This is a genomic window from Massilia sp. CMS3.1, assembly GCF_051262535.1.
Lineage (GTDB): Bacteria > Pseudomonadota > Gammaproteobacteria > Burkholderiales > Burkholderiaceae_D > Telluria.
Genome location: NZ_JBIMES010000005.1, coordinates 295177 through 319176, shown reverse-complemented (window position 1 = coordinate 319176; position 24000 = coordinate 295177). Strand labels below are relative to the sequence as shown.

The following is a 24000-nucleotide window of genomic DNA, read 5'->3' as shown; positions in this document are numbered from 1 at the left end:
AGACCCCGATGTTGTTCGAACTGAGTTTCGGCTTGTCCGTGCTGGTCGTGGTGGCCCTCGTGCTGCTGGCAATGTCCGTGCGCGTGCTGCGCGAGTACGAACGCGGCGTCGTGTTCCAGCTCGGGCGTTTCTGGGGGGTGAAGGGGCCGGGCCTGATCATCCTGATCCCGGTGCTCCAGCAAATGGTGCGGGTCGACCTGCGTACCATCGTGCTCGACGTGCCGAAGCAGGATGTCATCTCGCGCGACAACGTCTCGGTGAAGGTGAATGCCGTGCTGTATTTCCGCGTGGTCGATCCGGAGCGCGCCATCATCCAGGTGGCGAACTTCATGGAGGCGACCAGCCAGCTGGCCCAGACGACACTGCGCTCGGTGCTCGGCAAGCACGAGCTCGATGACATGCTGGCCGAGCGCGAACGCCTGAACATCGACATCCAGCACGTGCTCGACGCCCAGACCGATTCCTGGGGCATCAAGGTTGCCAATGTCGAGATCAAGCACGTCGACCTGGACGAATCGATGATACGCGCGATCGCCCGCCAGGCCGAGGCCGAACGCGAACGGCGCGCCAAGGTGATCCACGCCGAAGGCGAATTGCAGGCGTCCGAAAAGCTGATGCAGGCAGCTCAGGTGCTGGCGCAGCAGCAGGGCGCGATGCAACTGCGCTACCTGCAGACCTTGTCCACGCTGGCCAGCGACAAGACGACGACCATCGTCTTCCCCCTGCCCGTGGAGATGCTGTCCAACCTGATGGCAGGACGGGAGAACTAGACCGGTTCCCGGACCGGCACCGGATTTGCCCGGCGCAACTGGGGCGCGCGCGGACGGCCCATGGCCAGCATCGCCAGCGCCAGCATCACCCCGGTTAACGCCAGCCCGGCCGCCACCCATTGCGGCGCCGCATACGACAACCCGAGCGTCAGCGGAATGCCGCCCAGGAAAGCACCCATCGCGTTACCAATATTAAACCCCGACTGCCCGAGCGAGGACCCGAGCATCTCCGCTTCGCGCGAATGGTCGATCAGCAGCATCTGGATCGGCGGCCCCATCGCCAGCGCATTCGCGCCGGTGGCAAAGGCCAGCACCAGCATGGCCGTCTGCGAGGTCGCGAACAGGCCATTCATCAGGAGCAGGGCAGTCATCGTCGTGAGCAGGATGACGATCGCGTGGATCGGCGCGAAGCGGTCGGCCAGCCTGCCGCCGGCCACCACGCCGACCGTCATGCCGACGCCGACGATTGTCATGATCATCGGGATCTGGCCAGGCGCAAAGCGCGACAATTCGGTGAGCAGCGGCGCGATATAGCTGAACCAGGCGAAGAAGCCGCCGGTGCCGATCGAGGTGATCGCCAGCGCCATCCACAAGCGAGGTTTCCGGAAGATGGCCAGGTCTTTCCTGAAACCGGCGCTGGGACGCACTTCGATCACAGGCACCCATTGCTTGAGGCTGATGGCCGTCAGCAGGCCGATGACGGCCACGATCAGGAACACCAGGCGCCAGCTGACATTGTGGCCAAGCCAGGTGCCGAGCGGCACGCCGATCACGTTGGCCAGCGTCAGGCCGGTGAACATGGTCGCCATCGCGGCGGCCACTTTCCCGTCGTCGGCCAGGCGGCTGGCGACGACCGCGCCAACGCCGAAGAAGGCGCCATGCGGCAAGCCGGCCAGGAAGCGCGACACCAGCATCAGCGAAAAATTCGGCGCCAGTGCGGACAAGGCGTTAAACACCGTAAACATCAGCATGAACCAGATCAGCACCGTGCGTGGCGGGCGCTTGGCCACCAGGCTGACCAGTGTCGGCGCACCCACCACGACCCCGAGGGCGTAGGCGGTAATCAGGTAGCCCGCTTGCGGAATCGTGATGTCCAGGCCACCGGCGATATCGGGAAGGATGCCCATCATGACGAATTCGGTCATGCCAATGCCGAAGCCGCCAAGGGCCAGCGGGAGCAGGCTTTTCTTGATCAAAATAGGGTGTCTTTACAGTGGTGACACCGGCCGGGCGCCATGCCGGGCCGAGTGGAACCGGCCACTATAGCCGGCCACGCGCTGCCAGTCCGCTTTCGGCTTGTGATGTCAGGTATTCGGTGGGTTGATGGCGAGGGCCGTCGCCGTTCAGGCCTCGTCATCGCGCAGCCATGTGACGCGGCCGTGTCCGGCCTCGTTCAGGCGAGCGACCAGGGCGGGCGCCGCGGTCTCGGCCAGGCTGAAGGCAAACATCACTGCGTCGCCATGGCTGACCTCGAGCAAGGTCGCGCAGGCTGCGTCGAGTTCGCGCCGGATCATGCCTTCCTGCGCGTATGGGGCCGTGCAGCGCAGGGTCGACTTGCGAATGATCGCAAGCTTCTCGGCTTGCAGGAGGGCCTGGGCGACGCTGTCGGTATACGCTCGCACCAGGCCGCCGGCGCCGAGCTTGATCCCGCCGAAATACCGCACGACGGTCGCCAGCACGCCTTCCAGGTCCTGGTGGCGCAGCACGTCGAGCATCGGCCGCCCGGCCGTGCCGCTCGGCTCGCCATCATCGACCGCGGCCGACTGGCCACCCGCCAGCAAGGCCCAGCAGACGTGGGCCGCCTGCGGATGCTCGGCGCGCAGCGCCGCGACCACGGCCTGCGCGCTGGCGCGGTCAAGCATCGGCTGCACGCACGCAATGAAACGGCTCTTTTTGATGAGCAGTTCGTGCTGGACGGAGGCGGTGAGGGTATAGGGCATGGACTGCGGGTGCGGAGACAAAAACGCCAACCGTGAAGGTTGGCGCTTTCGCTGAATCTTTGGTAGGCCGTGCGGGATTCGAACCTGCGACCAACGGATTAAAAGTCCGCTGCTCTACCAGCTGAGCTAACGACCCGAAGAAGGCAAGATTATAGCCGGACTCATGCGAATGTCCAAGAACTTATGCTGTGCTGCGCAAAAAACCGCCGGTACGGCCCGCAAACGGCCGTACCGGCGGAGCGCCATTCAGGTTTCCACGTCCTTGTCTTCGGCCTTCGCCTGGCGCATCGCTTCGGGTTCGAGCTTCTCGGCCTCGACGTTCGACTTGATGAACATGCCCCAGCTGATCAGAAGCACTGCCGCTGCCAGGCCGATCGAGGAAACATGCGGCAGCAGTTCAGGCTGGGTGTGCAGGACCTGGAACACGCCGATCAGGCATTCGACCGCAAGCGACACGACGACGACGATCAGGAAGCGCGACAGGAAACGCCGCACGCGCGTCGGTGCGCTCACGTGCACGGTCCGTTGCACTTCTTCCTCGAGCACGGTCTGGCCCAGTTCAAGTGCCGCTACCGCAATGGTCAGCAAGCCCACGCATTCGACGATCAGTTTAAAACGTTCCTGCACCGACTTCTCGTCCGACGGTACCAGTGCCGTCCAGATTTCGATCCCTGCCATGACGATCAGGGCGAAGCCGCAGACAAAGAAGAGGAGCGCCACGCAAATGTAGCCAAACATGCCGATACGTTGCAAATATTTCAAGAGATAACCCCAGGTTGTGATGTGTGAAAACTTTAGCATCATTACATGCCCCTCACTGTTCGGCAGGACACCCGGCGGCGCGGACCAAGTGTTGCCAAATCATCGCGCCTCCAAAACGTCATGATGCGGCGCAAACGTCCTCACGACGCGTCCTTGTATCTTGGCAATTCATTTCCAGATTAACAGCCGTGTTCGCGGCTGTTGTTCTTCTTGCCAATGCATGAGGAGTGCACTGATCCATGTCTATTGCGCTGGTTCGACAAGTCACCGATGCGTTGGCGGAGTTTTCAAGTAGAAGCAGGCTGTATGAGCTATCGATCTACGATCCTTGCGCGGGGTCGGGAAGCTTTCTGGTTGAGGCCATGGCTGCCATCGATGCCGTGCAAGGAGTCGGTCACCGCGACGTGATCGTTCTCTCGACGAGTGCCCATGTCGACCTGGCCGCGCTGCTGGGCCAGGCAGCCGCGCTCGACATCAGCCTGGCGGACGGCACCCGCAGCCGTTTCAGCGGAGAGATCAGCGAGGTGGCGATGCTCGGCAGCGATGGCGGCCTGGCGCGCTACCGGATCCGGATCGCGCCATGGGTCTGGCGTCTGGGACAAGTGCGCAACAGTCGGGTGTGGCAAGACAAGAGCGTGGTCGACATCGTCGACGCCGTTTTCAAAGCCTATCTACCGCTGGCGCTCTGGCGCTGGAGCGAGGAGGCGAGTCCCTTCATGGCGCGCGCCATGCCACGCAGCTATTGCTGCCAGTACCGCGAGACCGATCTCGCTTTCATCGGACGGCTGCTCGCGGAGGAAGGCCTCGGCTGGCGCTGCGAGCAGGGTCCGAGTGGGGCAGGCATTGTCCTGTTCGCCGACAGTACTTATCCATCTGCGGTTCCCGAGGATGCCAGCAGCGCGGCTGCCGGAGGCGTACGCTACCACGGCGTGCGCTCGGTCGAGTCCAGCGATACGGTGCAAGCGCTGGTGGCGCGACGCCGCCTGCACGTTTCGCTGACGAGCGTGCTCAGCTACGACTACAAGGCCAGGCAGATCGTGGCCGGCAGTTCTCCCACACGCCTCCCGCGCGGCAAGCTGCCGGCGCTGGAATCCTTCGACGTCCCGGGTCAATATGCCTACGCCAACCGCGAACAGGCATTGCGCCACGCCGACTTGCAGATGCAAGGCCAGGAAGCACGCGCCGCCTTGTGGCACGGTCGCTCAACGCTGCGCACCCTGCGCGCTGGTACGCGGCTGTCGGTCAAGGACCTGCCGCTCGCGCAGCGTCGGGAAACATCGTTCACGGTACTGCGCGTGACGAGCGTCGGCGTCAACAACATGCCGCCGCCTGCCCAGCATGCGCTGGCTGAACTGTTCGGCCCGATCCCGGAACTGCTGGAAGAACTGACGCCGGGCGATGTCCCGCACGAGTTCGCGCTGGCAATGGCGCAGGCGCGCCAGACCGGCTACGCCAACTGTTTCGACGCCATCCCATCGGATGTCCCGTGGCGGTCGGAATGGGAGGGGAGCGACGGCCGCCAGCGCACCCGGCCAACGGCACACGGCACGCAAAGCGCCATCGTGGTCGGCGCCGACGGCAACGACCAGCCGAACGGCGCCGACGAAATCCATTGCGACCGCCTCGGCCGGGTGCGCATCCGCTACCACTGGCAAGACAGCGGCAACGCGAGCTGCTGGGTGCGCGTCGCCCAACGCTCGGCCGGCGGCGGCATGGGCTGCCAGTTCCTCCCGCGCATCGGACAGGAAGTGCTGGTCCAGTTCCTCGAGAACGATATCGACCGGCCGATCATCGTCGGCGCCCTGTACAACGGCCAGGGAGAGGGCGGCATTCCACCGACGCCGGGCGGCGTCCGCGTGGTCGAGCCGCAGGCGCCTTTTAATCGAGCACACGACCACACGCCTTCCGCACAAGGCAACCTCGCCGGCGGAAACAGTCCGGTCTGGCATGGCGCTTCGGCCGACAGCGGCGGACACCGCAATGGCGCCGCCCAATGGGGCATCCGCAGCAAGGAATTTGGCGGCCGAGGCTACAACCAGCTGCTGTTCGACGACACCGATGCCCAGGGACGAGTACAGCTGCGCAGCACGTATGCCGCGACCGAACTCAATCTCGGCCACCTGATCCACGCCGCCGATAACTACCGCGGCAGCTTCCGCGGCCTGGGAGCCGAACTGCGCACCGATGCCTACGGGGCAGTGCGGGCGGGCAGGGGGCTGCTGGTGTCGAGCTACAAGGTGAATCACAGCGCTGCACAACGGGATCCGGCGGGCGAGAACGCCGGCGGAATCGCCATGCTCAACGCCGCGGTGAAGTTGGCCGACAGCTTCAGTTCGGCGGCTGTGACGCATCAGACAGTTGGATTGGCAACGCATATGGGCGCGTTGAAGGCGAATGCGAGCCTGCTGGATGAGAAAGGGGCGCCATTGAAGGCGCTGCTGACCTCGGTCTCAGGCATGGTCGGTGCGCATTCGCTCGACGCCGCGTTGGCCGATGCCGGCGCCAAGAATACCGGTGGCGGCAACGGCAAAACGCCGCATTCGACCGATCCGATGATCGGCATCGCCGCCAGGGAGGGCTTTGGTGCCGTGGCCGGACAAAGCGTGCAGCTGGCCAATGGCGAGAGCGTGGTGCTGATCAGCGGGCAGGACACGCAATTTGTCAGCGGCGGGCAACTGCGGGTGCACAGCGGGAGAGGGTGGGCTTGGCCTGCAACTCATCGCCGCGAAGGATGCGATCGAACTTCAGGCGCAGGCCGATGCGCTGACAGTGCAGGCGCGCGATGAGGTGAATGTGATCAGTGCGCATGCGCATATTGACTGGGCCGCGGCGAAGAAGATCAGTTTGTCGACGGCGGGCGGTGCGAATATCACGATCGAGGGCGGGAATATTACGGTGCAGTGTCCGGGGAAGATCAAGGTGCATGCGGGGAAGAAGAGTTTTACGGGGCCGGAAAAGCTGAATTATCCAATGCCGGCACTACCACAAAGCATTTGCGTTGCCTGCCTGAAGAAATCTCTCGAATCGGGGCCGGCATTCACTTTGGTGGAATAAAGTATGTTGATAAATCCGTTTCAACCTGAATGGCAATCCGATCTGAATCGACGTCATGAAGCTTTGCCTTTTGGTGCTCGCCTGATGCTGCTCATCGACGGTGCGTTCGTGCCCAGGCTTTTTCGGCAGCTTGGCAGCGCGTCCGAGCCAGTCTTGCTGTTTGAATTCCTTCCTGGGTGCTCAAAGGAAGCCAAAGAAGTCTCGCCATTTGTCGTGTCATTCGACCCCAGCGATAAGTCGCTCGTGCGCCTACTGAAGCGTTGTAGTGGCTGGCCGATGCTCAGTGTATTGACCACCTATGAAAGTGCAGAACGGCTGGCCAAACGACTGGCAGCCTGGTGCATCGTCGAGGTGGATGGGCAGAACTTCAACTTCCGGTTTCCAGATACCCGACGTCTGCCCATGATTTTCGAGACACTGACACAGCAACAACGTCGCGAATTTATCGGTAATGCAATTGGATGGCATTACATTAGTCGCGACGGCAGTTGGTCCAGCTTGCCACTGGAACCCAGCACAATTCCACTATCAATATCTGACAAAGCAACGCTGGACGAAATTCAGTTCGCACGACTACTCAAGGACAGCGACCCGGACGAGGTGTGGGTGCAGTTACTCGATCGGGGTGCACGAACCCATCTGCCGCCGTCGCAGCGCCATGCATTGCTATCGAATGCGCTACATCTAGCTGATAAAAATGGGCTGGACGACATACTCAAAATAGCTTGGTGTATGGATTGCATCGAACAGTCTTGTCAAAGTGATTCAGACACATTGCGAACCAGATTGGCCGAGTGGAAACAGGAAACCTCCAGGACCGAAAATGAAACCTCATATCGCACTGCTTAGCGCGTTTGCCTTGCTATTGACTGGATGTTCAAAGGCAACTGAACCGACGGGGCCAGTGAAGACGAATACAGTCTCGGTCAACGTTCACGGAGTGAACTATACCGCTGAACCGTTCAGGTACGTATTAGTTGACCCGGCGAATCCATCGAACGGAGCAGCAGAGCATATTAGTCCATTTAGCGGAGGCGGCATCATGTGCTGTTTCACGCTTCCAAAACGTTGGAGTCCGGGCATTCGGGTGAACGTTCAATCTACCCATTGGCTGCCGGAAACAGACAAAGGCGATTTGCCCGAAGTGGAGAAAATTTACACTGTCGAAGTGCCCGCATACCCAGAAGGCGCCGGCGAACTATGGGTATTGCGCACTGCCGATGGGGCGATCGAATTGGTGACAAGCAACGTAGAGCCGGATCACCCTCAATGGCCTGGCAAGGTAAAAGGATGGCCTGAGCCATCATTGACGTACCAGCGCGAGAGGTGGAAATTGTATCGAAAAATCGCCGAGGATAAGGTCGATGTATATCGGGCGTCCTTGGATCACCTTAAAAAATACACGCAAGCGCACCTTCAAAATGAGTGGGATGTTGACAAGGAACGCCAACGTAACGCTATTAAAAAATTTTCTGGTCCAAACGATCCTGCCTACGCCGAGTATAAAACGAAAAGTTATATTGAAGGATTGCAGCGCTCCGAAAAAAAGCTTAAGCAGCTATTGAAAGAAAAGCCATGAGCACACTGTTAAGCCCACTAATTTCTGACTCATACATAAGCGCCACTAATTTAAAGAAATTTTTCAACGAGAAAGATATCCGAGATATTGAAAATTTTGAAAAGCGAGAGCAAGCTGAAAGCAACGATATGCGTAAAGCATGCAACGCTAATCTTTTCTTTGGATTCTTCTTCGACGGTACATGTAACAATTACGAATTGGCAGCTAAAACAGGTGATCAGTCGAATGTGGCGCGAATGTATGACATATTCCCTGGTCGCGGCGTTCCAAAAGTGCTGGACGCCGTCATATGGAAATACAGGCCTGAACGCTACAATAATTTTTTCCGTGTTTATATCCCCGGAGTATCCTCCCCATTTGACCAAGTGAACGATTCCGGAAAAGATTGGATGAAGACCTTGGGCGGTTCGGTGGGCTACAAGGGAGGCGACCGAATCGTATGGGCTCTTATACAGGCGATTAATAATGTTAACCGTTATTTTCATGGTCAGCCTCTTCTGCTGCCGCAAGAGGCGACGGCATTAGCCACTTCTCTTTCTCTGTCGCGGGAAGCGCGGGATGTGATGACGAAAAAGGAAGTGCCGGTTGTTAAAAGTAAGGAAAAGTATGTAATTGAGGCACGTATACAGCTTGAGAAATTGCTACGGCGCCTGCATGCCAGCGTTTCCGCGCACTGGGCAAAGAATGGCGCGCCTCCTGCAAAAAAAGATCCTGGAATTGTGAAACGCATTCACATATCAATTTTTGGATTTTCCCGTGGTGCCACGCAAGCCAGGGCATTCACGAACTGGCTCGATTCGCTATGCAGGCTCGATGCCCTGGTACGCGGTGAAGGTACGAGTAGCCTGGGAGGCTTTCCGGTTGAGTTCGACTTTTTGGGAGTTTTTGACACGGTTGCATCGGTTGGGCCAGGAAATACCTTGGGGAATTTGCGGCCCTTTAAAGCTGCTAACGGACACGGCGCCTGGGCCGATGCGGAAGACAGCCTGCGCATCCCTGGCTGCGTAAAACGTTGTGTGCACCTGGTGGCGGGCCATGAATTGCGCCGCAGTTTCCCCAGTGACTCGATTGCAGTGGGCTCTGTATTGCCTGCGGGGGCGAGCGAATTTGTGTTCCCTGGTGTGCACTCCGATGTCGGAGGGGGATACGAGCCCAAGCAGCAAGGAAAGGGAGTGGATCCGAGCGGCGCTGACATGTTGTCGCGGATTCCACTCCTTTTTATGTACAAACAAGCACGCCTCGCTGGTGTCCCCTTAAAGCTTGAACTGGCGGACAAAGTTGCACAAAATAAATTTTCGGTTGCTGCGCAAATGATCGAAAATTTCAACGCATATCTTTCTGCATGTAAGAAAAAAACAGGTTCGCTTACAGACATTATAAGGGAACAAGCAATACTGCAAATGGCATGGCGTTATTCGCGTCGCGAAAACGGGAAAGCGCCGTTACATAAAATTCAGAGCTATTTAAGGGCAACTAATTTCGATAAAAGTGATTTATTGTCAGCAAATAGCGAATATAACGATGAGTTGCGCGATTTCGAAAAATCCATACTGAAGCGTGGGAAGGAAGCGCCGCGCAAACAGTCCGCCGGCTTTGAGAACGAAGTATCAGGCGAATGGGAAGAAATTGCGTGCTACTGGCCGTTTACGCCGCCCCAACTAGAAGTCACGCACTTTTTTGACGAGTATGTGCACGACTCAAGATCGGCGTTTAAGTTGTATGGGCAAGGAAGTGAGGCTGAGGCTGTTGCGGCGCTACGGGAATGGTCGAAGGAGCTGCGCGTTGCGAAGGTCGAGTACAAGAACGCTTCATCTATACTTGCTTGGACAAAATCTGGTCCGCCAAACTATGGCATGAATCCTAATGAACGCATAGCGGCGGAAGAGTATGACAAAATTCGCGCGGTCCCAGTTTACATAAACGAAGGACGGGAGCCCTATGCTGGAGGCGAAGCCGGATATTTCCGATTCCGTAAGATCTACGGTGGGTCAGATAGTGTATTGCTGTCCAACTGGATGCCTGCTGATGGTGATAGAGGCAGGGCTTTAGCCAATCTTGACGATTCTGCTCAGGACGGTACGCATAATTCACCACCGAAAGCAGCTTGAGGGCAAGGTTCGGCAGTACGGCAACCGCGAGCGAAGTCGTCTGGCTTGGAATTTTCCGAATATCGTCCAAAACAAAAAAGGCGCCATGATCACTCATGACGCCTTCAATGTTTGCAACAAATTCTTTGGTAGGCCGTGCGGGATTCGAACCTGCGACCAACGGATTAAAAGTCCGCTGCTCTACCAGCTGAGCTAACGACCCGAAGAGGCAGCATTATAGCCGCCGGTTGCCGTTTGCGCTAGTGCCAACGCGGAAACCAAGCCAAGCCTACGAGGAAGACAGCGCCGCCGTCACTTTCAGCACTTCCTCGGCCGTCGTCGATCCCTCGATGATCTTCATCGCGCCGGCGATGCGCAGGGGCTTCATGCCATCGAGAACACTCTGCTGGCGCAAGCCCGCCAGGTCCGCTGCGTCACCGATCCGGCGGGTGAAGTCTTCGGACACCGTCAGCAATTCATACAACCCCGTCCTGCCCCGGTAGCCGGTCTGGCGGCATTCGGGGCAGCCGACAGGGCGATAGACCGTCGCCGGCTTGGGAAGGTTCCAGGAGCCTCCCAGGCTGTTCCAGACGTCGTCGCTCAGCTCGCCATCGGGCGCCTTGCACTCGGCACACAGGGTGCGCACGAGACGCTGGGCCATGACGCCGATCAGGGTCGCTTCCAACAAATAATCGGGCACGCCCAGTTCCAGCAGGCGCATCACGGCCGACGGCGCGTCGTTGGTGTGCAGGGTGGAGAGCACCAGGTGGCCGGTCAGCGCGGCCTGGATCGCCATCTCGGCGGTGGCCAGGTCGCGGATCTCGCCGACCATGATGATGTCCGGGTCTTGCCGCATCAGCGCGCGCACGCCGTCGGCGAACGACAGGTCGATGCCGGGTTGCACCTGCATCTGGTTGAAGGATGCCTCGACCATCTCGATCGGGTCTTCGACCGTGCAGACATTGACTTCATTGGTCGCCAGCGCCTTGAGTGTCGTGTACAGCGTCGTGGTCTTGCCCGAGCCGGTGGGTCCGGTGACGAGGATGATGCCGTGCGGACGGTTGGTGAGCGCATCCCAGCGCTGTGCATCGTCCGGCGGGAAACCGAGCTCCGGCAGCGTCTTCACCACGACTTCAGGGTCGAAAATGCGCATCACCAGTTTTTCGCCGAAGGCGGTCGGCATCGTCGACAGGCGCAGCTCGACTTCCTGGCCGGCATGGGTGCGTGTCTTGATGCGGCCGTCCTGCGGGCGGCGCTTTTCGATGACGTCCATCCGGCCCAGCAGCTTGATGCGCGCCGTCATGGCCAGCATCACCGCCGCTGGCACCTGGTAGACCTGGTGCAGCACGCCGTCGATGCGGAAACGAATGACCGCGATGTCGCGCTTCGGTTCCAGGTGAATGTCGGAGGCGCGCTGCTCGAACGCATAGCCCCACAGCCAGTCGACGATGTTGACGATGTGCTGGTCGTTCGCATCGAACTGTTTGTTCGCCTTGCCCATTTCGACCAACTGCTCGAAATTGCTGCGCAGCGCGACGTCCTGGGCATTCGATTTGCTGGCGTCGCGAATCGATTTCGCCAGGCTGAAGAACTGGGAAATGTATTGTGAGATATCGAGTGGATTGGCCAGCACCAGTTCGATGCGCCGGCGCGACACCTTGGCGATCTCGGCTTCCCATTCGGTGGAAAACGGATCGCTCGTCGCCACCGTCAGTGTCGTCGTGGTGATGTCGATTGGGAGGATATTGAATCGCGCCGCGTAGCTGGCCGACATCACGTCGGCCACCCTGGTGAAGTCGATTTTCAGGGGGTCGATGCGAATAAAGGGGAGGCCGACCTTGGCTGCGCACCATTCGGTGAGGATGTCGAGCGTCAGCAGGCGGTGCGGCGGCTGGGTTGATACCAGCTTGCACTGGGCCACGGCGGTCAGCGGATGCATCGAGCTGGCCGCGTTTTTGAGGATGCCCTGGGCCTGGGTGAAGTGCGCCTTGACCTTGTCCTTTTCGACGATGCTGTCCGCCAGCAGCCAGGAGAAAACGGCTTGCAGGTCGAGCTTGCGCGGCCGCGCAGGGCTGCGGGGGAGGGAAGCGGGCTGGGGTGCGTTGGCGTTCATGTCCCTCTTTCTCAGCAATGACTAGCGTGCCGCTTCAATACCCTTGACCCAGGATGGCGCCGGCAGTTTGGTGGCGGCGACGATCCGGGCGGCTTTGGCCGCGAGTGTCGCGCCATCGAGTTCCGGTCGCGTCTTGAAGCACAGCGCGACCACATTCCCATCATGCACTTCCGGCAGGCAGATCACGTGGTCGAAGGCGAATTTCATCGCCTTGATGTTCTTGTTGTAGCTCGGGTGGTCGCCAAACAGGTTGACCGTCATGATGCCGTGGTCCAGCAGGCAGTCGTTGCAGGCGGCGTAGAACTCGGGTGTGTCGAGCACGGGACCGCGCGCGGTGGCGTCGTAGAGGTCGCACTGCAGCACGTCGAACACGCCGTGGTTCGCCGGATCCTCGACGAATTCGAGCGCGTCCATTTCCAGGATCTGCAGGCGTTCGTCCCGCGGCGGCAGCTTGAACATCGTGTCGCAGATGGCGACCACCGACGGATTCAGTTCGATGGCCGTCACTTGCGCCTCGGGAAACTGGCGGTAGCAGTATTTGGTGAGCGTGGCCGAACCGAGGCCGAGTTGGGCGATCTGGCGCGGTGCGTCGAGGAACAGCATCCAGGCCATCATCTGTTGCGCGTATTCGAGTTCCGGCCAGTCAGGTTTGCGGATGCGCATCGCGCCTTGCACCCATTCGGTGCCGAAGTGGAGATAGCGAACACCATCCTGTTCGGACAGTGTCACGGGCGCGAATTTCGGTTTGCGCGCGGGACGACGCGAGGATTCGGCTTGTTCGATGGATTTGCGTTTGATGAGCATAGGGCGACCTGATTGAATCGCCCTATTATCCGGGGAGGAGTTCCCGCTGCGCAAGCACAATGGGAAGAGTCGGTGCGGGCGAGGCCGCACCGAGGATCATCAATACTGCGCCGGCTCGACCGAGACACGCAGGGCAATACGGTTGCCCGGATCGCGCTGCATGAAGGCGGTGTGGTTCTGGCCGCGGTATTCGTAGGTCACGTCGTAGCCGGAAGTGCGCGATTCGAAGGCGTCGACGGTACGGCACTGGCGCACGGCCTGTTCCTGCACGCCGTTGTAATCCTGGCGGCCATTGTTTTCGACGCGGTCGCCGACCACGGCGCCGGCGATCGCACCGGCGGCGGTTGCTGCGACTCTGCCGTTGCCGCCGCCGATCTGGTTACCGAGCAGGGCGCCGGCGATACCGCCGACGATCGAGCCGCCGGCACCACGCTGCTGCTGGACGGGTACCTGCTGGTAGTCGGTGCGGCATTCCTGGCGCGGGGTGCGGATCTGCTCGACGCGCGGCTGTACGCGCACCACGCGGCCGAAGTCTTCGAAATCGGCGGCCTGGGCGAGCGGCAGCGCGCACAGTCCCAGCGCGGAAATCATCAGTTTGGTTTGCACGTTCATATCAAAACCTCGTCGTTGGTGCTACTGGTTGGAAAAGACTCACGTCCACCCACGTATGTTAATCCTGTCTCGATCATTTCGACGATCTGTGTGGCAACAAAATGTAACAGCGGTACATATACCGCACAGGTGCACCCAGAATGGTAAAACACGTCAAACACGGCCGATTTTGCGCGAAAAACGGCAGTTTCTTTCAAATTCAGGCGTGGGGACCACATTCGGGTTGCTTCGCTTACCACAAAACGTTACCCTTGAAGGCTTAGGGTTATTGGCGCGTGGAAACGATTAGGAGAACAGCGTTGCCGCCAAGGCGCGCATGGTGGACGGCGCCGGCGATTCGAACCACACACCAGGTCGACTTGAGGGAAAAATGAGTATGTTGATGAGAGTGCCGTCCAATCTTGTACAGTCCATTCGCGCCTACCGTGTGCCGGAACTGCAGGAGGAAGCGGTGCGACTGGGCCACCATTTCCTGTACGCGCATTGCGCGAACACGCTGACCAAGCAACAGGTGTGCGCCCGCATCGGCGAGAACTTTTATTTTACTAAGCCTTGCAGCAAGAATTTCGATGCCCTGCGCAACTGCCTGACCAACACGGTTTCCGAGGCGGGTCCGCAGCCCGGTTTCCTCGTCGTGCTCGAGCAGTTGCCGAGCACTCAGAAATTCGACAAGGAAGCGCGCGAGACCCTGCTCGACGTATTTCGCGATGCGGCTGAATTCTGGGCTGAAAAGAAGGTTCCGTTCCGCGTTTTCTACTCCTTCGAAGTCGACTTGGCAGCGCCGCGGTAAGCGTCGCCGGCCGCCCCCGGCGGCGATAAGCCACGGGGCTTGCGGTACAATGCGCGCCATGAAAAACATCGTCATCCTCATTTCCGGCCGCGGCAGCAACATGGAAGCGGTCGTCCGCGCCGCGCAATCGGAAGGGTGGCCGGCGAAGGTCGCGGCTGTGATCAGCAACCGGCCGGACGCCGCAGGATTGGCCTTCGCGCAAGCCCGGGGCATTCCGACCGTCGTCGTGCCGAGCAAGCAATTTGCCAGCCGCGCCGAATTCGACGCGGCCTTGCAACAGGAAATCGATTGTTTTGCGCCCGACCTTGTCGTGCTGGCCGGCTTCATGCGGATCTTGACGGGCTCTTTCGTGGAACATTACGCGGGCCGCATGCTGAACATCCACCCGTCGTTGCTGCCGGCCTTTCCGGGCCTGGCAACGCATCGCCAGGCGATCGAAGCTGGGGTGCCCGAACACGGCGCGACGGTGCATTTCGTCACCGCCGAGCTCGACCACGGCCCGGTCGTCGCGCAGGCACGCGTCGACGTGCTGCCCGATGACACCGAAGTCACCCTGGCGGCGCGGGTGCTGGTCGAAGAACACAAGCTTTACCCCTATGCCGTGCGCTTGGTCATTGAGGACAGGCTCAGTATCGAACACGGTGTGGTACGCGTGCTGGACACGCGCCTCGCCGACACCATCAGTCATTAATCAGTCATTCAGTCAAGGATTTTCATGAGATTGCCACCAGCAATTCTCGGCAGTACCGAAGAGGTACTCCGCGAGATTTTGCGCTTTACGGCCCCGGCCGACGTCACTCTGTCGCGTTATTTCAAGGACCACCAGCGTCTCGGTTCGCGCGAGCGCGGCGTTGTCGCCGAAGCGGTGTATGCCGTTCTGCGCAATAAAACCTTCTTCACCGATTTCGGCGGCACCGGCGGCACGCCGTCGATGCGCCGCCTGGCCCTGCTGGGCCTGTCGGAAACGGCCGGAATCGAGTCGCTCAGCGGCTTGACCGATGAGGAAAACGAATTCCTCACCCGCATCAAGGAAATCGACCGCAAGCTGCTGCCGCCACTGGCCCAGGCGAATATGCCCCAGTGGCTGTACGACAAGCTGGTCGCCCAGTATGGCGAATCCGAGGCGAAGGAACTGGCAGCCGTGCTGAACACGCCGGCGCCGCTCGACCTGCGCGTCAATTCGATCAAGGCCAATCGCGACGACGTGATCGCCACCTTGGCCGAGGCGCCGATCGTGGCCGAGCCGACCCCGTACTCGCCGCTCGGCCTGCGCGTGATGAAGCGGCCGACCCTGCAAAACCTGCCGCTGTTCAAGGACGGCGCGATCGAGGTGCAGGACGAGGGCAGCCAGGTGCTGGCCCAGATCCTGGGCGCGCGCCGCGGCGAGATGGTGGTCGACTTTTGCGCCGGCGCCGGCGGCAAGACGCTGGCCCTGGGCGCGACGATGCGCAACACCGGCCGCCTGTACGCCTTCGACGTGTCGGAAAAGCGCCTCTCGAAACTCAAGCCACGCCTCGCGCGCAGCGGCCTGTCGAACGTGCACCCGGTCCTGATCGCACACGAACGCGATGCCAAGATCAAGCGCCTGGCCGGCAAGATCGACCGCGTGCTGGTCGATGCGCCTTGCTCGGGCCTCGGCACCTTGCGCCGCAATCCCGACGTCAAGTGGCGCCAGCCGGAAAGCGCCGTGGCCGAGATGCAGGAAAAGCAAGCGGCGATCCTGGCCGGCGCGGCGCGCCTGCTCAAGGGCGGTGGCCGCCTGGTGTACGCCACCTGCTCGCTGCTGAACGAAGAGAACGAATTCATCGTCGAGCAATTCCTCGCGGCGCACCCGGATTTCGATCTGGTGCCGATGAGCAAAGTGCTGACCGAGCAGAAGATCGAACTCGAGATGGATCAGTACCTGAAGCTGTTGCCGCACAAGCACCAGACCGACGGTTTCTTCGCTGCCGTGATGGAGCGTAAGCCGATGGCGCCGAAAAAGCCGAAGGTCGAGGCCGCCGAAGCGGACGACGCCGCTGTCGAAGCGTAATCGAGGAGCCTTGCCCAGATGCCGTTGACCGACCTGCTGCAGGATTTATTCGAGGACATCAGCAATCCGCGCATCTTGTGGCAGGCACTGGCCCTCATCGGCGCGGTCGTGGTCGGCCTGTTGCTGGCACGCCTGATCCGGCGCAGCTGGCTGCACGAAGACGATTCGCGCGGTGCGATTCGCCGCATCGGCATGGAAGGCTTCGGCCAGGTACTGGCGCCGCTCCTCATCGCGGCGCTGGTCTTGGGCGCGAAACTCGTGCTGCAACGCTACCAGAGCGTGCACCTGCTGCGCGTGGCGCTGCCGCTGTTTACATCGATGGCGCTGATTCGCATCGTGTTCTACATTCTGCGCCGTATCTTCGCCCGTCACGGGCCGCTGGGCACGGCGCTGCAAACCTTCGAAAAAATTCTCTCGCTGGTGGTCTGGCTGGGCGTTGCCCTTTACCTGACCGGTCAGTGGCCGGACATCATCGACTTCCTCGAGGCGCGAAAACTACCCTTGGGCAAGCAGGAAGCGTCGCTGCTCGATATTCTGCAGGGAGCGGTATCGGTTGTCGTATTAATGATGCTGGCCTTGTGGGCCGGCGCGGCACTGGAAGAGCGCATGATGCGCCTGGAAGGCCTGCACACCTCATCGCGGGTCGTGCTGGCGCGCATGGGCCGCGCATTACTGATCCTGGTGTCGGTACTGGTCAGCCTGAACCTGGTCGGCCTCGACCTGACCGTGCTGTCGGTCTTTGGTGGTGCGCTGGGCGTCGGTCTCGGTCTCGGCATGCAACGCATTGCCAGCAACTACGTGTCGGGCTTTATCATCTTGCTCGAGCGCAGCCTGTCGATCGGCGACCCGATCACGGTCGACAAGTATTCGGGCCGCGTCGCGCGCATCAATACGCGAACGACTGTCCTGCAGGCGCTCGACGGCACCCAGACGCTGCTGCCGAATGAAATGCTGATCACCGGCGTGGTACTCAATCAGGTAGGGACCACCAAGGCCGTGCGCCTGAACACGCGCCTGACGGTCGCCTATGACAGCGACCTGGACGAAGTCATGGATCTGCTGGTGCGCCAGGCCGATGGCGTCGAGCGCGTCATCGAGGATCCGGCGCCGGCCGTCCAGCTGAACGCCTTCGGGCCTGCCGGCTATGAGCTGGAACTGGCCTTCTCGATCATCGATCCGGAGAAGGGCAGCGGCAACGTGATCTCCGCGGTCAACAAGAATATCTATGCGCTGGTCCACTCCGGCGCCATCCGTTTGGGTTTGCCGCCACAAATTCCCCCTGTGTGATGCACATCTGGCATGGAAGTGGCGCACAGTGCGCGCTCTCGCGCAATTTACTGCGTCCATCGTGCCGTGCGTCATGAGAAGTGCGTAGAATACTGCTGGCGGCTCGGTCCCTGACCGGCCGTACGTGACCCTCTCCCAGAAGATGGCGCGCTCAGACAGCAACTACCCTTGGAGCCTTGATGAGCTTTAGCAACACCCTGCATTCCGTACTGGAATTCCTGAATACCGGCTTGGTTGGCCTTTCCGGCTGGGAAGTCGTGATCTACACGTTGATCGTTACCCACATCACCATCGCCAGTGTCACGATTTACCTGCACCGTCACCAGGCGCACCGCGCGCTGGAGCTGCACGCCATTCCGAGCCACTTTTTCCGTTTCTGGCTGTGGCTGACCACGGCCCAGGTCACCAAGGAGTGGGCCGCGATCCATCGCAAGCACCACGCGAAATGCGATACCGAGGAAGATCCGCACAGCCCGGTTACGCGCGGTATCAAGAAGGTACTGCTCGAGGGCGCCGAGCTGTACAGGATCGAGAGCAAGAACGCGGAAACCCTGGCCAAGTACGGCCATGGCACGCCAGACGACTGGCTCGAGCGCAACGTGTACAGCAAGTACAGCCTGGCTGGTGTGATCGCGCTGCTGTTCATTAACTTCACGCTGTTCGGCGTCATTGGCCTGACGATCTGGGCGATCCAGATGATGTGGATCCCCGTGACCGCGGCCGGCATCATCAATGGCCTGGGCCACTACTGGGGCTACCGCAATTACGATTGCGCCGATGCTGCAACCAACATCTTCCCGTTCGGCATCCTGATCGGTGGCGAGGAACTGCATAACAACCACCACACCCACGCCACCTCGGCCAAGCTGTCGAGCAAGTGGTATGAGATCGACATGGGCTGGGGCTATATCCGCGCCCTGGAGATGATGGGCCTGGCGAAAGTGAAGAAAGTCGCACCGGAGCCGAAGTTCGCCAAGGGCAAGACCGTGGCCGACCATGACACGCTGCAGTCGGTCATCACGAATCGCTACGACGTGATGGCGAAATACGCCAAGTCGGTGAAAATCGCCTTCCATGAGGAACTGGAACACCTGAAAGACAAGGCCGAGCTCGAAAAGCGTTTCCTGAAGTCGTCGCGCAAGCTGCTGCAGCAGGAGCCGGCCAAGCTGGAGCTGTCGCAGAAAGAACAGCTGATCGAGCTTTTCAAGCACAGCAAGGCACTGGAAACGATGCACGAAATGCGCGTGGAACTGGGCGCGATCTGGGAGCGCTCGCACGCGACCCGCGACCAGCTGCTGCACCAGTTGCAGGACTGGTGCGTTCGCGCCGAAGCGTCGGGCATCAAGTCGCTGCAGGAATTCTCGCTGCGGCTGCGCAGCTACGCATAAGGCCCGGCCTTGGCGGATCGATCGACGGCTCCTTCGGGAGCCGTTTTTTTATGGTGTTCTCATTTTTGAATCCGCTTGAGCTGCGCGATACGCTGACGCGTCAGCGCGGCCTTGATCGATGTGAAGTCGGTGCGCCAGCCTGCCGCGGCGATGAATGGTTCCCAGGCATCGCGATAAGCGAGCCAGACACGTTCGGTACTACGCACATCCGCACGTTCGACTGTCAGGTAGTGGATGCGCTGCGGATGGGTGTCCTGTTCGGACGGGGTGGCCATTACTTTCTGGTATTCCCTGTTCAATTGACGATCGAGCTGCGCCAGTTCGGACGCGCTGGCGCGGGGGAGCTTGCCGCCCGCCGCCTTCAGCAGCGTTTCCATGAATTCTTCGTCGCGCCGTCCCGCGTGGCGAAATGTGAATCCGGCGGCGCCGCTGCCGCTCATGTCCACTTCGTCGGTCGACTTCCGGGTGAATGCCTCGGCAGCCTCGCGCAGGCGCGCAAATGGCTGGCGTGCGGGTGCCGGCAGGCTTGCCGCGAGGCGCTCCAGCCGTGCGCCGCGGATGCGGTCGGCGCGTCCTTCCTGGATGGCGGCGCATACGCCGCCCATGCGTCCACTGGTGATGTGGTCGCACAGGTCGAAAGCCTGGCCGTCGGTGGCGGCAGGAGCGGCCAGGTAGCCGACGCGCGCTTCCATCTCGGCCTTGGCCGTGTCGAGTTTGCAGGCGTGATGGATGGCGCGATCAAGATCGCGCGACGTGCCGTAGCCGTTTGCATGCAGCATCATCAGGACGGCGTCGTTGCCGTTTGCCTCAGCGCAGGCGCGCACCTGGCGCCATTCGGCGTTCGAGGTCTTCTCCTGGTCGCGTTTCTGGTAATAGAGGTCGGTTGCATCGCAACGCAGCTTGCCGGGGGTGCCTGGCGCGCGAGGCGCTGGCGGACTCACCATGCGCATGCAGTGCCCATACCAGTCCTCGTCCTTCGAGAACGCGACGCCGAAGCCGTCGGTGTTGGGGTAGGGATGCACGGCCGGCTGGGCGGCACCTGTGTTGCATGCCCACAGCAGGAAGACGGCCAGGGCAGCATGGCGCAGGATAGGAGGGCGGCGAGGCATGGAAGGGGTTTGTCCGGTTCGAAACCCCTTTACTATACGCGCCGGCCCTTGCTAAAAAGTCACCGATTGTCACAAGCGGCCGGCTAAAACAAAAAAGCCGCGCACTTGCGTGGGCGGCTTTTTTTGTACAGCACCAGGATCGATTACTTGATCTTGGTTTCCTTGTACGGAACGTGCTTGCGCGCTTTTGGGTCGAACTTGATGATTTCCATCTTCGCCGGCATCGTGCGCTTGTTCTTGGTGGTGGTGTAGAAGTGACCAGTACCTGCGGTCGATTCCAGCTTGATTTTGTCGCGGCCAGTTTTTGCCATGATAGCTCCCTAATTAAACTTTGATGCCACGAGCGCGCATGTCGACCAGAACTACGTCGATGCCCAGCTTGTCGATCACGCGCAGGCCGGCGTTCGACAAACGCAGCGAGACCCAGCGATTTTCCGATTCAACGAAAATGCGACGGTTCTGCAGGTTAGGCAGGAAACGGCGTTTCGTTTTGTTGTTTGCGTGGGAGACGTTGTTGCCAACCATCGGACCCTTGCCAGTAACTTGGCAGACACGTGCCATAGCGCACTCCTTAGATAGATAAACTTCCGAATTCGGAAAAACGAGAGTATAGCGTGAAAACCATCACGGAATCAACCACTTGCGAAAAACAAGTGTGTCTTAATCATGTGGATTGATTTAACAATTGTAAAATAGGGGGGTAGCGCCTTGTTTTGACGTAGTTAACTGAACACCTTGCTAAAGCTGGCCGTTCTCGGCAAACGAATGGACCTGTGTCCCCGCCACCACAAAATGGTCGAGCACGCGTACGTCGATCAGGGCCAGCGCTTGCGTCAGGCTGCGTGTGAGCTTCAGGTCGGCGTCGCTCGGCTCGGCCATCCCGGACGGATGGTTATGCGCAAGCATCACGCCCGAAGCATTGCGGCGCAGGGCGGCCATCACGACTTCACGCGGGTACACGCTGGTGTGGGTGAGGGTGCCCCTGAACATTTCCTGGGCGTCGATCAGGCGGTTCTTGACATCGACGAACAGCACGACGAAGGATTCGTAGGCTTGCAGGCCGAACTTGCCGCGCAAATAGGTTTTGACGACGTCGGGCGAACACAGCGCATGGCGAAAGAATTGTTCGGAAATCGCGCGGCGTGACAATTCCATGACTGCCTGCAGCTGCGCGTACTTGGCCAGTCCCAAACCATGCACTTGCGAGAATTCCTGCGGCGTCGCATGCAGCAGGGCCTGTAGCGAGCCGAAGTGCTCGAGCATGTGGCTGCCGAGCTGGACCGCGCTGCGCCCGCGTACGCCGACGCGCAGGAAAATGGCGAGCAGTTCGGCGTTCGACAAGGCGGCCGATCCTTCGCGCGCCAGCCGTTCGCGCGGCCGGTCCTGTTCCGGCCAATCGTTGATACCCATAAGGCTCCACAGTCATCAAAGGGGAGGGCCGATTATGGGCATGCGGGTGGATGCGGTGCTGATCTGGCGCGCCGGTGCTGCATCTTCTTGCCATCACCAGCCAGCCTTGTTACGAGGATGTTTCTTTGGTGGAGGGTTCGAAACTGACCGGCGCGCTGCCTCCCTTGCGCCGGATGACGGCGGTCCCGGCCAGCTTGTCGTGCCAGCCCTGCTTTTTCGGGTCGATGCCGACCCACAGCAGGCCAAGGCCGAGCGGGATCGCCGAGACGTAGTAAGCAAGATAGCGGCCGATCGACTGGCCGGTGGAGGGCTTGTTGCCTGTGCGGGCGTCGACCACCTGGGCCGAGATCGCCATCTTGCCCGGCGTCGCGCCGCGCGCCACCCAGAAAGCGACCACGGCGATCGCAGGCAGCAGCCAGGAGATGATGAAGTCGGCGGGACCCACGGCCAGGCTGTCGTTTGCCCAGTAATCGCTGCCGTACACCATCGTCAAGAGTGGTAGCGTGATAAAGGCCACCAGTATCGTATCGATCAGGGTGGCGCCGACACGCGGCCAGAAGCCTGCGTATTCGTATTGTGTTTCATCAATCACCAGGCGGCTCCAGGAAAACGGCGGGATCGGCCGCGAGCCACGGTAGCATCATGTGGGGCAGTACGCAATGCGGGGCGATTGTTGGCTTGTCATCATGTCGATGCGCGGGCGCGACAGTCAGGACCAAATTGATTTCTCCAGGAATACTGGCTGCCAAAAAAAGCAGCGCCCGGAGGCGGGAACAGGCACGAGGCTTTACAATAGCGGTTTGCCTGCCACAACAAATAACATGTCCAACGCTTCCCCTGTCGTCACCGAAACCGCTTACCTGACGCTGCACTACCGCCTTGCCGGCGCGGACGGCACCGACATCGTTACGACCTTCGGCACCAACCCGGCCACGCTGATGCTGGGCCAGGGCCAGCTCGCGCCTTTCCTCGAAGAGCGGCTGCTCGGCATGACGGAAGGAGAACACAAGACCTTCACCCTGACGGCGCAGGAAGCATTTGGCGAGCGCAATCCGGAACTGATCCAATTGGTCTCGAAGCAGACGCTCGATGACAATTCGGTGCCCGGCGCCGACTACAAGGCGGGCGACCTGGTTGACTTCGCAGCGCCAGGCGGAGGGCGCTTTGCCGGCATGCTGCGCGAGATGCGCGACGACGCCGCGCTGTTCGACTTCAACCACCCGCTTGCCGGCCAACACCTGCATTTCGAAGTGAAACTGATTTCGGTTTTGTAACAGGAAAATTATGGAAAACGTGGAAAACGAGATTCTGCTAGCCCAGCCGCGCGGCTTTTGCGCCGGCGTCGACCGTGCCATCGATATCGTCGAACGCGCCCTGCAGCAGTTCGGCGCGCCGATCTACGTGCGCCACGAGATCGTCCACAACGCCTATGTCGTGGAAGACCTGCGCAATAAAGGCGCGATCTTCATCGAGGACCTGGACGACGTCCCGCCCGGCAATACGCTGGTGTTTTCGGCCCATGGCGTCTCGAAAGCCGTACGTGCCGAAGCCGAATCGCGCGGACTGAAGATTTTCGACGCGACCTGTCCGCTGGTCACCAAGGTACACGTGGAAGTGTCGAAGATGCGCAAGGGCGGCGCCGAAATCATCATGATCGGGCACGACGGCCACCCGGAAGTCGAAGGCACGATGGGCCAGGCGGAACAGGGCATGCACCTGGTCGAAACGGTCCAGGATGTGGCGACGGTGCAGGTAGCCAACCCGGACAACCTCGCCTACGTGTCGCAGACCACGCTGTCGGTCGACGACACCGCCGAGATCATTGCGGCGCTGAAAAGCCGATTCCCGAACATCATGGAACCGAAAAAGGGCGACATCTGCTACGCCACCACCAACCGCCAGGAAGCGGTGAAATTCATGGCGCCGCAGGTCGAGGTCGTGATCGTGGTCGGCAGCCCGAACAGCTCGAACTCGAACCGTCTGCGCGAAGTGGCCGACAAGATGGGCACGCCGGCCTACATGGTCGATAACGCCGCCGCCATCGACCCGGCCTGGATCGTCGGCAAGAAACGCATCGGCGTCACCGCCGGCGCCTCGGCCCCGGAAGTGCTGGTGCAAGCCGTGATCGACCGCCTCAAAAGTCTGGGCGCGGCCAGCGTGCGTGCGCTCGATGGCGTGGAAGAGCATGTCACCTTCCCGCTACCCAAAGGTCTCGACGGCATCCGGACCCAGCTGGCATAAGTCTTGCATGTTTTGATAACAC

The 24000-nt window shown here is 60.5% G+C and carries 22 protein-coding genes, 2 tRNA genes and 1 pseudogene; 12 read left to right on the top strand and 13 right to left on the bottom strand.

The genetic code is table 11. From position 1 onward, the window contains the following. Positions 1 to 8 precede the first annotated feature (8 nt). Entirely contained in the window at positions 9 to 770 is a 762-nt protein-coding gene (locus tag ACHAC9_RS11010) for a slipin family protein (RefSeq protein WP_435760008.1), read from the top strand. Here ACHAC9_RS11010 and ACHAC9_RS11005 read toward each other — a convergent pair. The 4 genes from ACHAC9_RS11005 to ACHAC9_RS10990 all read right to left on the bottom strand — a co-directional run bounded on the left by ACHAC9_RS11005 (position 767) and on the right by ACHAC9_RS10990 (position 3472). After that, positions 767 to 1966 carry an MFS transporter gene (locus ACHAC9_RS11005; protein WP_435760007.1) on the bottom strand — a complete coding sequence of 400 codons (1200 nt, stop codon included), beginning with the start codon at positions 1964 to 1966 and terminating at the stop codon, positions 767 to 769. The genes ACHAC9_RS11010 and ACHAC9_RS11005 overlap by 4 nt on opposite strands. Before the next feature lie 147 nt (positions 1967 to 2113). After that, a complete protein-coding gene (locus tag ACHAC9_RS11000; protein WP_435760006.1) occupies positions 2114 to 2710 on the bottom strand; it encodes an IMPACT family protein in 597 nt (198 codons plus the stop codon). Positions 2711 to 2770: 60 nt separating this feature from the next. Next, positions 2771 to 2846, bottom strand: a tRNA-Lys gene (locus ACHAC9_RS10995). Positions 2847 to 2956: 110 nt separating this feature from the next. Continuing rightward, positions 2957 to 3472 carry a hypothetical protein gene (locus ACHAC9_RS10990; RefSeq protein WP_435760004.1) on the bottom strand — a complete coding sequence of 172 codons (516 nt, stop codon included), beginning with the start codon at positions 3470 to 3472 and terminating at the stop codon, positions 2957 to 2959. A 239-nt stretch (positions 3473 to 3711) separates the two neighbouring features. On the opposite strand from ACHAC9_RS10990, the pseudogene ACHAC9_RS10985 reads away from it, so the two are divergent. The 4 genes and pseudogenes from ACHAC9_RS10985 (at position 3712) to ACHAC9_RS10970 (ending at position 10213) form a co-directional block, all read left to right on the top strand. After that, positions 3712 to 6526: pseudogene (locus tag ACHAC9_RS10985) on the top strand (type VI secretion system Vgr family protein). Between the two features lie 3 nt (positions 6527 to 6529). After that, positions 6530 to 7375, top strand: a complete 846-nt coding sequence (locus ACHAC9_RS10980) for a DUF4123 domain-containing protein (protein WP_435760003.1) — start codon at positions 6530 to 6532, stop codon at positions 7373 to 7375. Continuing rightward, positions 7350 to 8105, top strand: coding sequence for a DUF3304 domain-containing protein (locus ACHAC9_RS10975; protein WP_435760002.1), 756 nt, complete (start codon positions 7350 to 7352; stop codon positions 8103 to 8105). Before ACHAC9_RS10980 ends, ACHAC9_RS10975 begins: the two co-directional genes overlap by 26 nt. Then, a complete protein-coding gene (locus tag ACHAC9_RS10970; protein WP_435760000.1) occupies positions 8102 to 10213 on the top strand; it encodes a T6SS phospholipase effector Tle1-like catalytic domain-containing protein in 2112 nt (703 codons plus the stop codon). Before ACHAC9_RS10975 ends, ACHAC9_RS10970 begins: the two co-directional genes overlap by 4 nt. Positions 10214 to 10339: 126 nt before the next feature. Here ACHAC9_RS10970 and ACHAC9_RS10965 read toward each other — a convergent pair. The 4 genes from ACHAC9_RS10965 to ACHAC9_RS10950 form a co-directional block, all read right to left on the bottom strand. Continuing rightward, a tRNA-Lys gene (locus ACHAC9_RS10965) sits at positions 10340 to 10415 on the bottom strand. A gap of 66 nt (positions 10416 to 10481) precedes the next feature. Further along, positions 10482 to 12305 carry a GspE/PulE family protein gene (locus ACHAC9_RS10960; RefSeq protein WP_435759999.1) on the bottom strand — a complete coding sequence of 608 codons (1824 nt, stop codon included), beginning with the start codon at positions 12303 to 12305 and terminating at the stop codon, positions 10482 to 10484. Between the two features lie 21 nt (positions 12306 to 12326). Beyond that, positions 12327 to 13109: a spermidine synthase gene (locus ACHAC9_RS10955; protein WP_435759998.1), complete on the bottom strand. Its 783-nt coding sequence runs from the start codon at positions 13107 to 13109 to the stop codon at positions 12327 to 12329. Between the two features lie 99 nt (positions 13110 to 13208). Beyond that, positions 13209 to 13721: a glycine zipper 2TM domain-containing protein gene (locus tag ACHAC9_RS10950; protein WP_435759997.1), complete on the bottom strand. Its 513-nt coding sequence runs from the start codon at positions 13719 to 13721 to the stop codon at positions 13209 to 13211. Between the two features lie 370 nt (positions 13722 to 14091). Between ACHAC9_RS10950 and ACHAC9_RS10945 the strand changes: the two genes are divergently transcribed. The 5 genes from ACHAC9_RS10945 to ACHAC9_RS10925 all read left to right on the top strand — a co-directional run bounded on the left by ACHAC9_RS10945 (position 14092) and on the right by ACHAC9_RS10925 (position 19218). Continuing rightward, positions 14092 to 14511, top strand: a complete 420-nt coding sequence (locus ACHAC9_RS10945) for a barstar family protein (RefSeq protein WP_435760064.1) — start codon at positions 14092 to 14094, stop codon at positions 14509 to 14511. 58 nt (positions 14512 to 14569) lie between these two features. Continuing rightward, positions 14570 to 15202, top strand: coding sequence for a phosphoribosylglycinamide formyltransferase (gene purN, locus ACHAC9_RS10940; RefSeq protein WP_435759996.1), 633 nt, complete (start codon positions 14570 to 14572; stop codon positions 15200 to 15202). 24 nt (positions 15203 to 15226) lie between these two features. Next, on the top strand, positions 15227 to 16543 hold the full coding sequence (locus tag ACHAC9_RS10935) for an RsmB/NOP family class I SAM-dependent RNA methyltransferase (protein WP_435759995.1): 1317 nt from the start codon (positions 15227 to 15229) through the stop codon (positions 16541 to 16543). An 18-nt stretch (positions 16544 to 16561) separates the two neighbouring features. Next, entirely contained in the window at positions 16562 to 17830 is a 1269-nt protein-coding gene (locus tag ACHAC9_RS10930) for a mechanosensitive ion channel family protein (RefSeq protein WP_435759994.1), read from the top strand. 179 nt (positions 17831 to 18009) lie between these two features. After that, positions 18010 to 19218: a DesA family fatty acid desaturase gene (locus ACHAC9_RS10925; protein ID WP_435759993.1), complete on the top strand. Its 1209-nt coding sequence runs from the start codon at positions 18010 to 18012 to the stop codon at positions 19216 to 19218. A gap of 59 nt (positions 19219 to 19277) precedes the next feature. On the opposite strand, the gene ACHAC9_RS10920 is transcribed toward ACHAC9_RS10925, so the two are convergent. The 5 genes from ACHAC9_RS10920 to ACHAC9_RS10900 form a co-directional block, all read right to left on the bottom strand. Further along, positions 19278 to 20327: a lysozyme inhibitor LprI family protein gene (locus ACHAC9_RS10920; RefSeq protein WP_435759992.1), complete on the bottom strand. Its 1050-nt coding sequence runs from the start codon at positions 20325 to 20327 to the stop codon at positions 19278 to 19280. A 143-nt stretch (positions 20328 to 20470) separates the two neighbouring features. Beyond that, positions 20471 to 20641, bottom strand: coding sequence for a 50S ribosomal protein L33 (rpmG, locus tag ACHAC9_RS10915; RefSeq protein ID WP_182991897.1), 171 nt, complete (start codon positions 20639 to 20641; stop codon positions 20471 to 20473). Positions 20642 to 20651: 10 nt separating this feature from the next. Beyond that, the gene (gene rpmB, locus ACHAC9_RS10910; RefSeq protein ID WP_435759990.1) at positions 20652 to 20888 is read right to left on the bottom strand and encodes a 50S ribosomal protein L28; all 237 of its coding nucleotides are present in this window, start codon (positions 20886 to 20888) and stop codon (positions 20652 to 20654) included. Positions 20889 to 21065: 177 nt separating this feature from the next. Continuing rightward, entirely contained in the window at positions 21066 to 21737 is a 672-nt protein-coding gene (gene radC, locus ACHAC9_RS10905) for a RadC family protein (protein WP_435759989.1), read from the bottom strand. A 109-nt stretch (positions 21738 to 21846) separates the two neighbouring features. Then, positions 21847 to 22329 carry an RDD family protein gene (locus ACHAC9_RS10900; RefSeq protein ID WP_435759987.1) on the bottom strand — a complete coding sequence of 161 codons (483 nt, stop codon included), beginning with the start codon at positions 22327 to 22329 and terminating at the stop codon, positions 21847 to 21849. Positions 22330 to 22558: 229 nt separating this feature from the next. Here ACHAC9_RS10900 and ACHAC9_RS10895 point away from each other — a divergent pair, with 229 nt between their 5' ends. Together ACHAC9_RS10895 and ispH are read left to right on the top strand one after the other, a co-directional pair. Further along, on the top strand, positions 22559 to 23011 hold the full coding sequence (locus ACHAC9_RS10895) for an FKBP-type peptidyl-prolyl cis-trans isomerase (RefSeq protein WP_435759986.1): 453 nt from the start codon (positions 22559 to 22561) through the stop codon (positions 23009 to 23011). Between the two features lie 10 nt (positions 23012 to 23021). Beyond that, complete coding sequence (gene ispH / locus ACHAC9_RS10890; protein WP_435759985.1) at positions 23022 to 23978, top strand: 4-hydroxy-3-methylbut-2-enyl diphosphate reductase; 957 nt, start codon at positions 23022 to 23024, stop codon at positions 23976 to 23978. The last annotated feature ends 22 nt before the right edge of the window (positions 23979 to 24000 follow it).

Coding starts and splice junctions, on each gene's coding strand:
- ACHAC9_RS10930 (WP_435759994.1), top strand. CDS start 16,562: ATGCCGTTGACCGACCTGCTGCAGGATTTATTCGAGGACATCAGCAAT.
- ACHAC9_RS11000 (WP_435760006.1), bottom strand. CDS start 2,710: ATGCCCTATACCCTCACCGCCTCCGTCCAGCACGAACTGCTCATCAAA.
- radC (WP_435759989.1), bottom strand. CDS start 21,737: ATGGGTATCAACGATTGGCCGGAACAGGACCGGCCGCGCGAACGGCTG.
- ACHAC9_RS10960 (WP_435759999.1), bottom strand. CDS start 12,305: ATGAACGCCAACGCACCCCAGCCCGCTTCCCTCCCCCGCAGCCCTGCG.
- ACHAC9_RS10970 (WP_435760000.1), top strand. CDS start 8,102: ATGAGCACACTGTTAAGCCCACTAATTTCTGACTCATACATAAGCGCC.
- ACHAC9_RS10955 (WP_435759998.1), bottom strand. CDS start 13,109: ATGCTCATCAAACGCAAATCCATCGAACAAGCCGAATCCTCGCGTCGT.
- ACHAC9_RS10935 (WP_435759995.1), top strand. CDS start 15,227: ATGAGATTGCCACCAGCAATTCTCGGCAGTACCGAAGAGGTACTCCGC.
- purN (WP_435759996.1), top strand. CDS start 14,570: ATGAAAAACATCGTCATCCTCATTTCCGGCCGCGGCAGCAACATGGAA.
- ACHAC9_RS10945 (WP_435760064.1), top strand. CDS start 14,092: ATGAGTATGTTGATGAGAGTGCCGTCCAATCTTGTACAGTCCATTCGC.
- ACHAC9_RS10925 (WP_435759993.1), top strand. CDS start 18,010: ATGAGCTTTAGCAACACCCTGCATTCCGTACTGGAATTCCTGAATACC.
- ACHAC9_RS10895 (WP_435759986.1), top strand. CDS start 22,559: ATGTCCAACGCTTCCCCTGTCGTCACCGAAACCGCTTACCTGACGCTG.
- ACHAC9_RS11010 (WP_435760008.1), top strand. CDS start 9: ATGTTGTTCGAACTGAGTTTCGGCTTGTCCGTGCTGGTCGTGGTGGCC.
- rpmB (WP_435759990.1), bottom strand. CDS start 20,888: ATGGCACGTGTCTGCCAAGTTACTGGCAAGGGTCCGATGGTTGGCAAC.
- ACHAC9_RS10975 (WP_435760002.1), top strand. CDS start 7,350: ATGAAACCTCATATCGCACTGCTTAGCGCGTTTGCCTTGCTATTGACT.
- ispH (WP_435759985.1), top strand. CDS start 23,022: ATGGAAAACGTGGAAAACGAGATTCTGCTAGCCCAGCCGCGCGGCTTT.
- ACHAC9_RS10920 (WP_435759992.1), bottom strand. CDS start 20,327: ATGCCTCGCCGCCCTCCTATCCTGCGCCATGCTGCCCTGGCCGTCTTC.
- ACHAC9_RS10950 (WP_435759997.1), bottom strand. CDS start 13,721: ATGAACGTGCAAACCAAACTGATGATTTCCGCGCTGGGACTGTGCGCG.
- ACHAC9_RS10980 (WP_435760003.1), top strand. CDS start 6,530: ATGTTGATAAATCCGTTTCAACCTGAATGGCAATCCGATCTGAATCGA.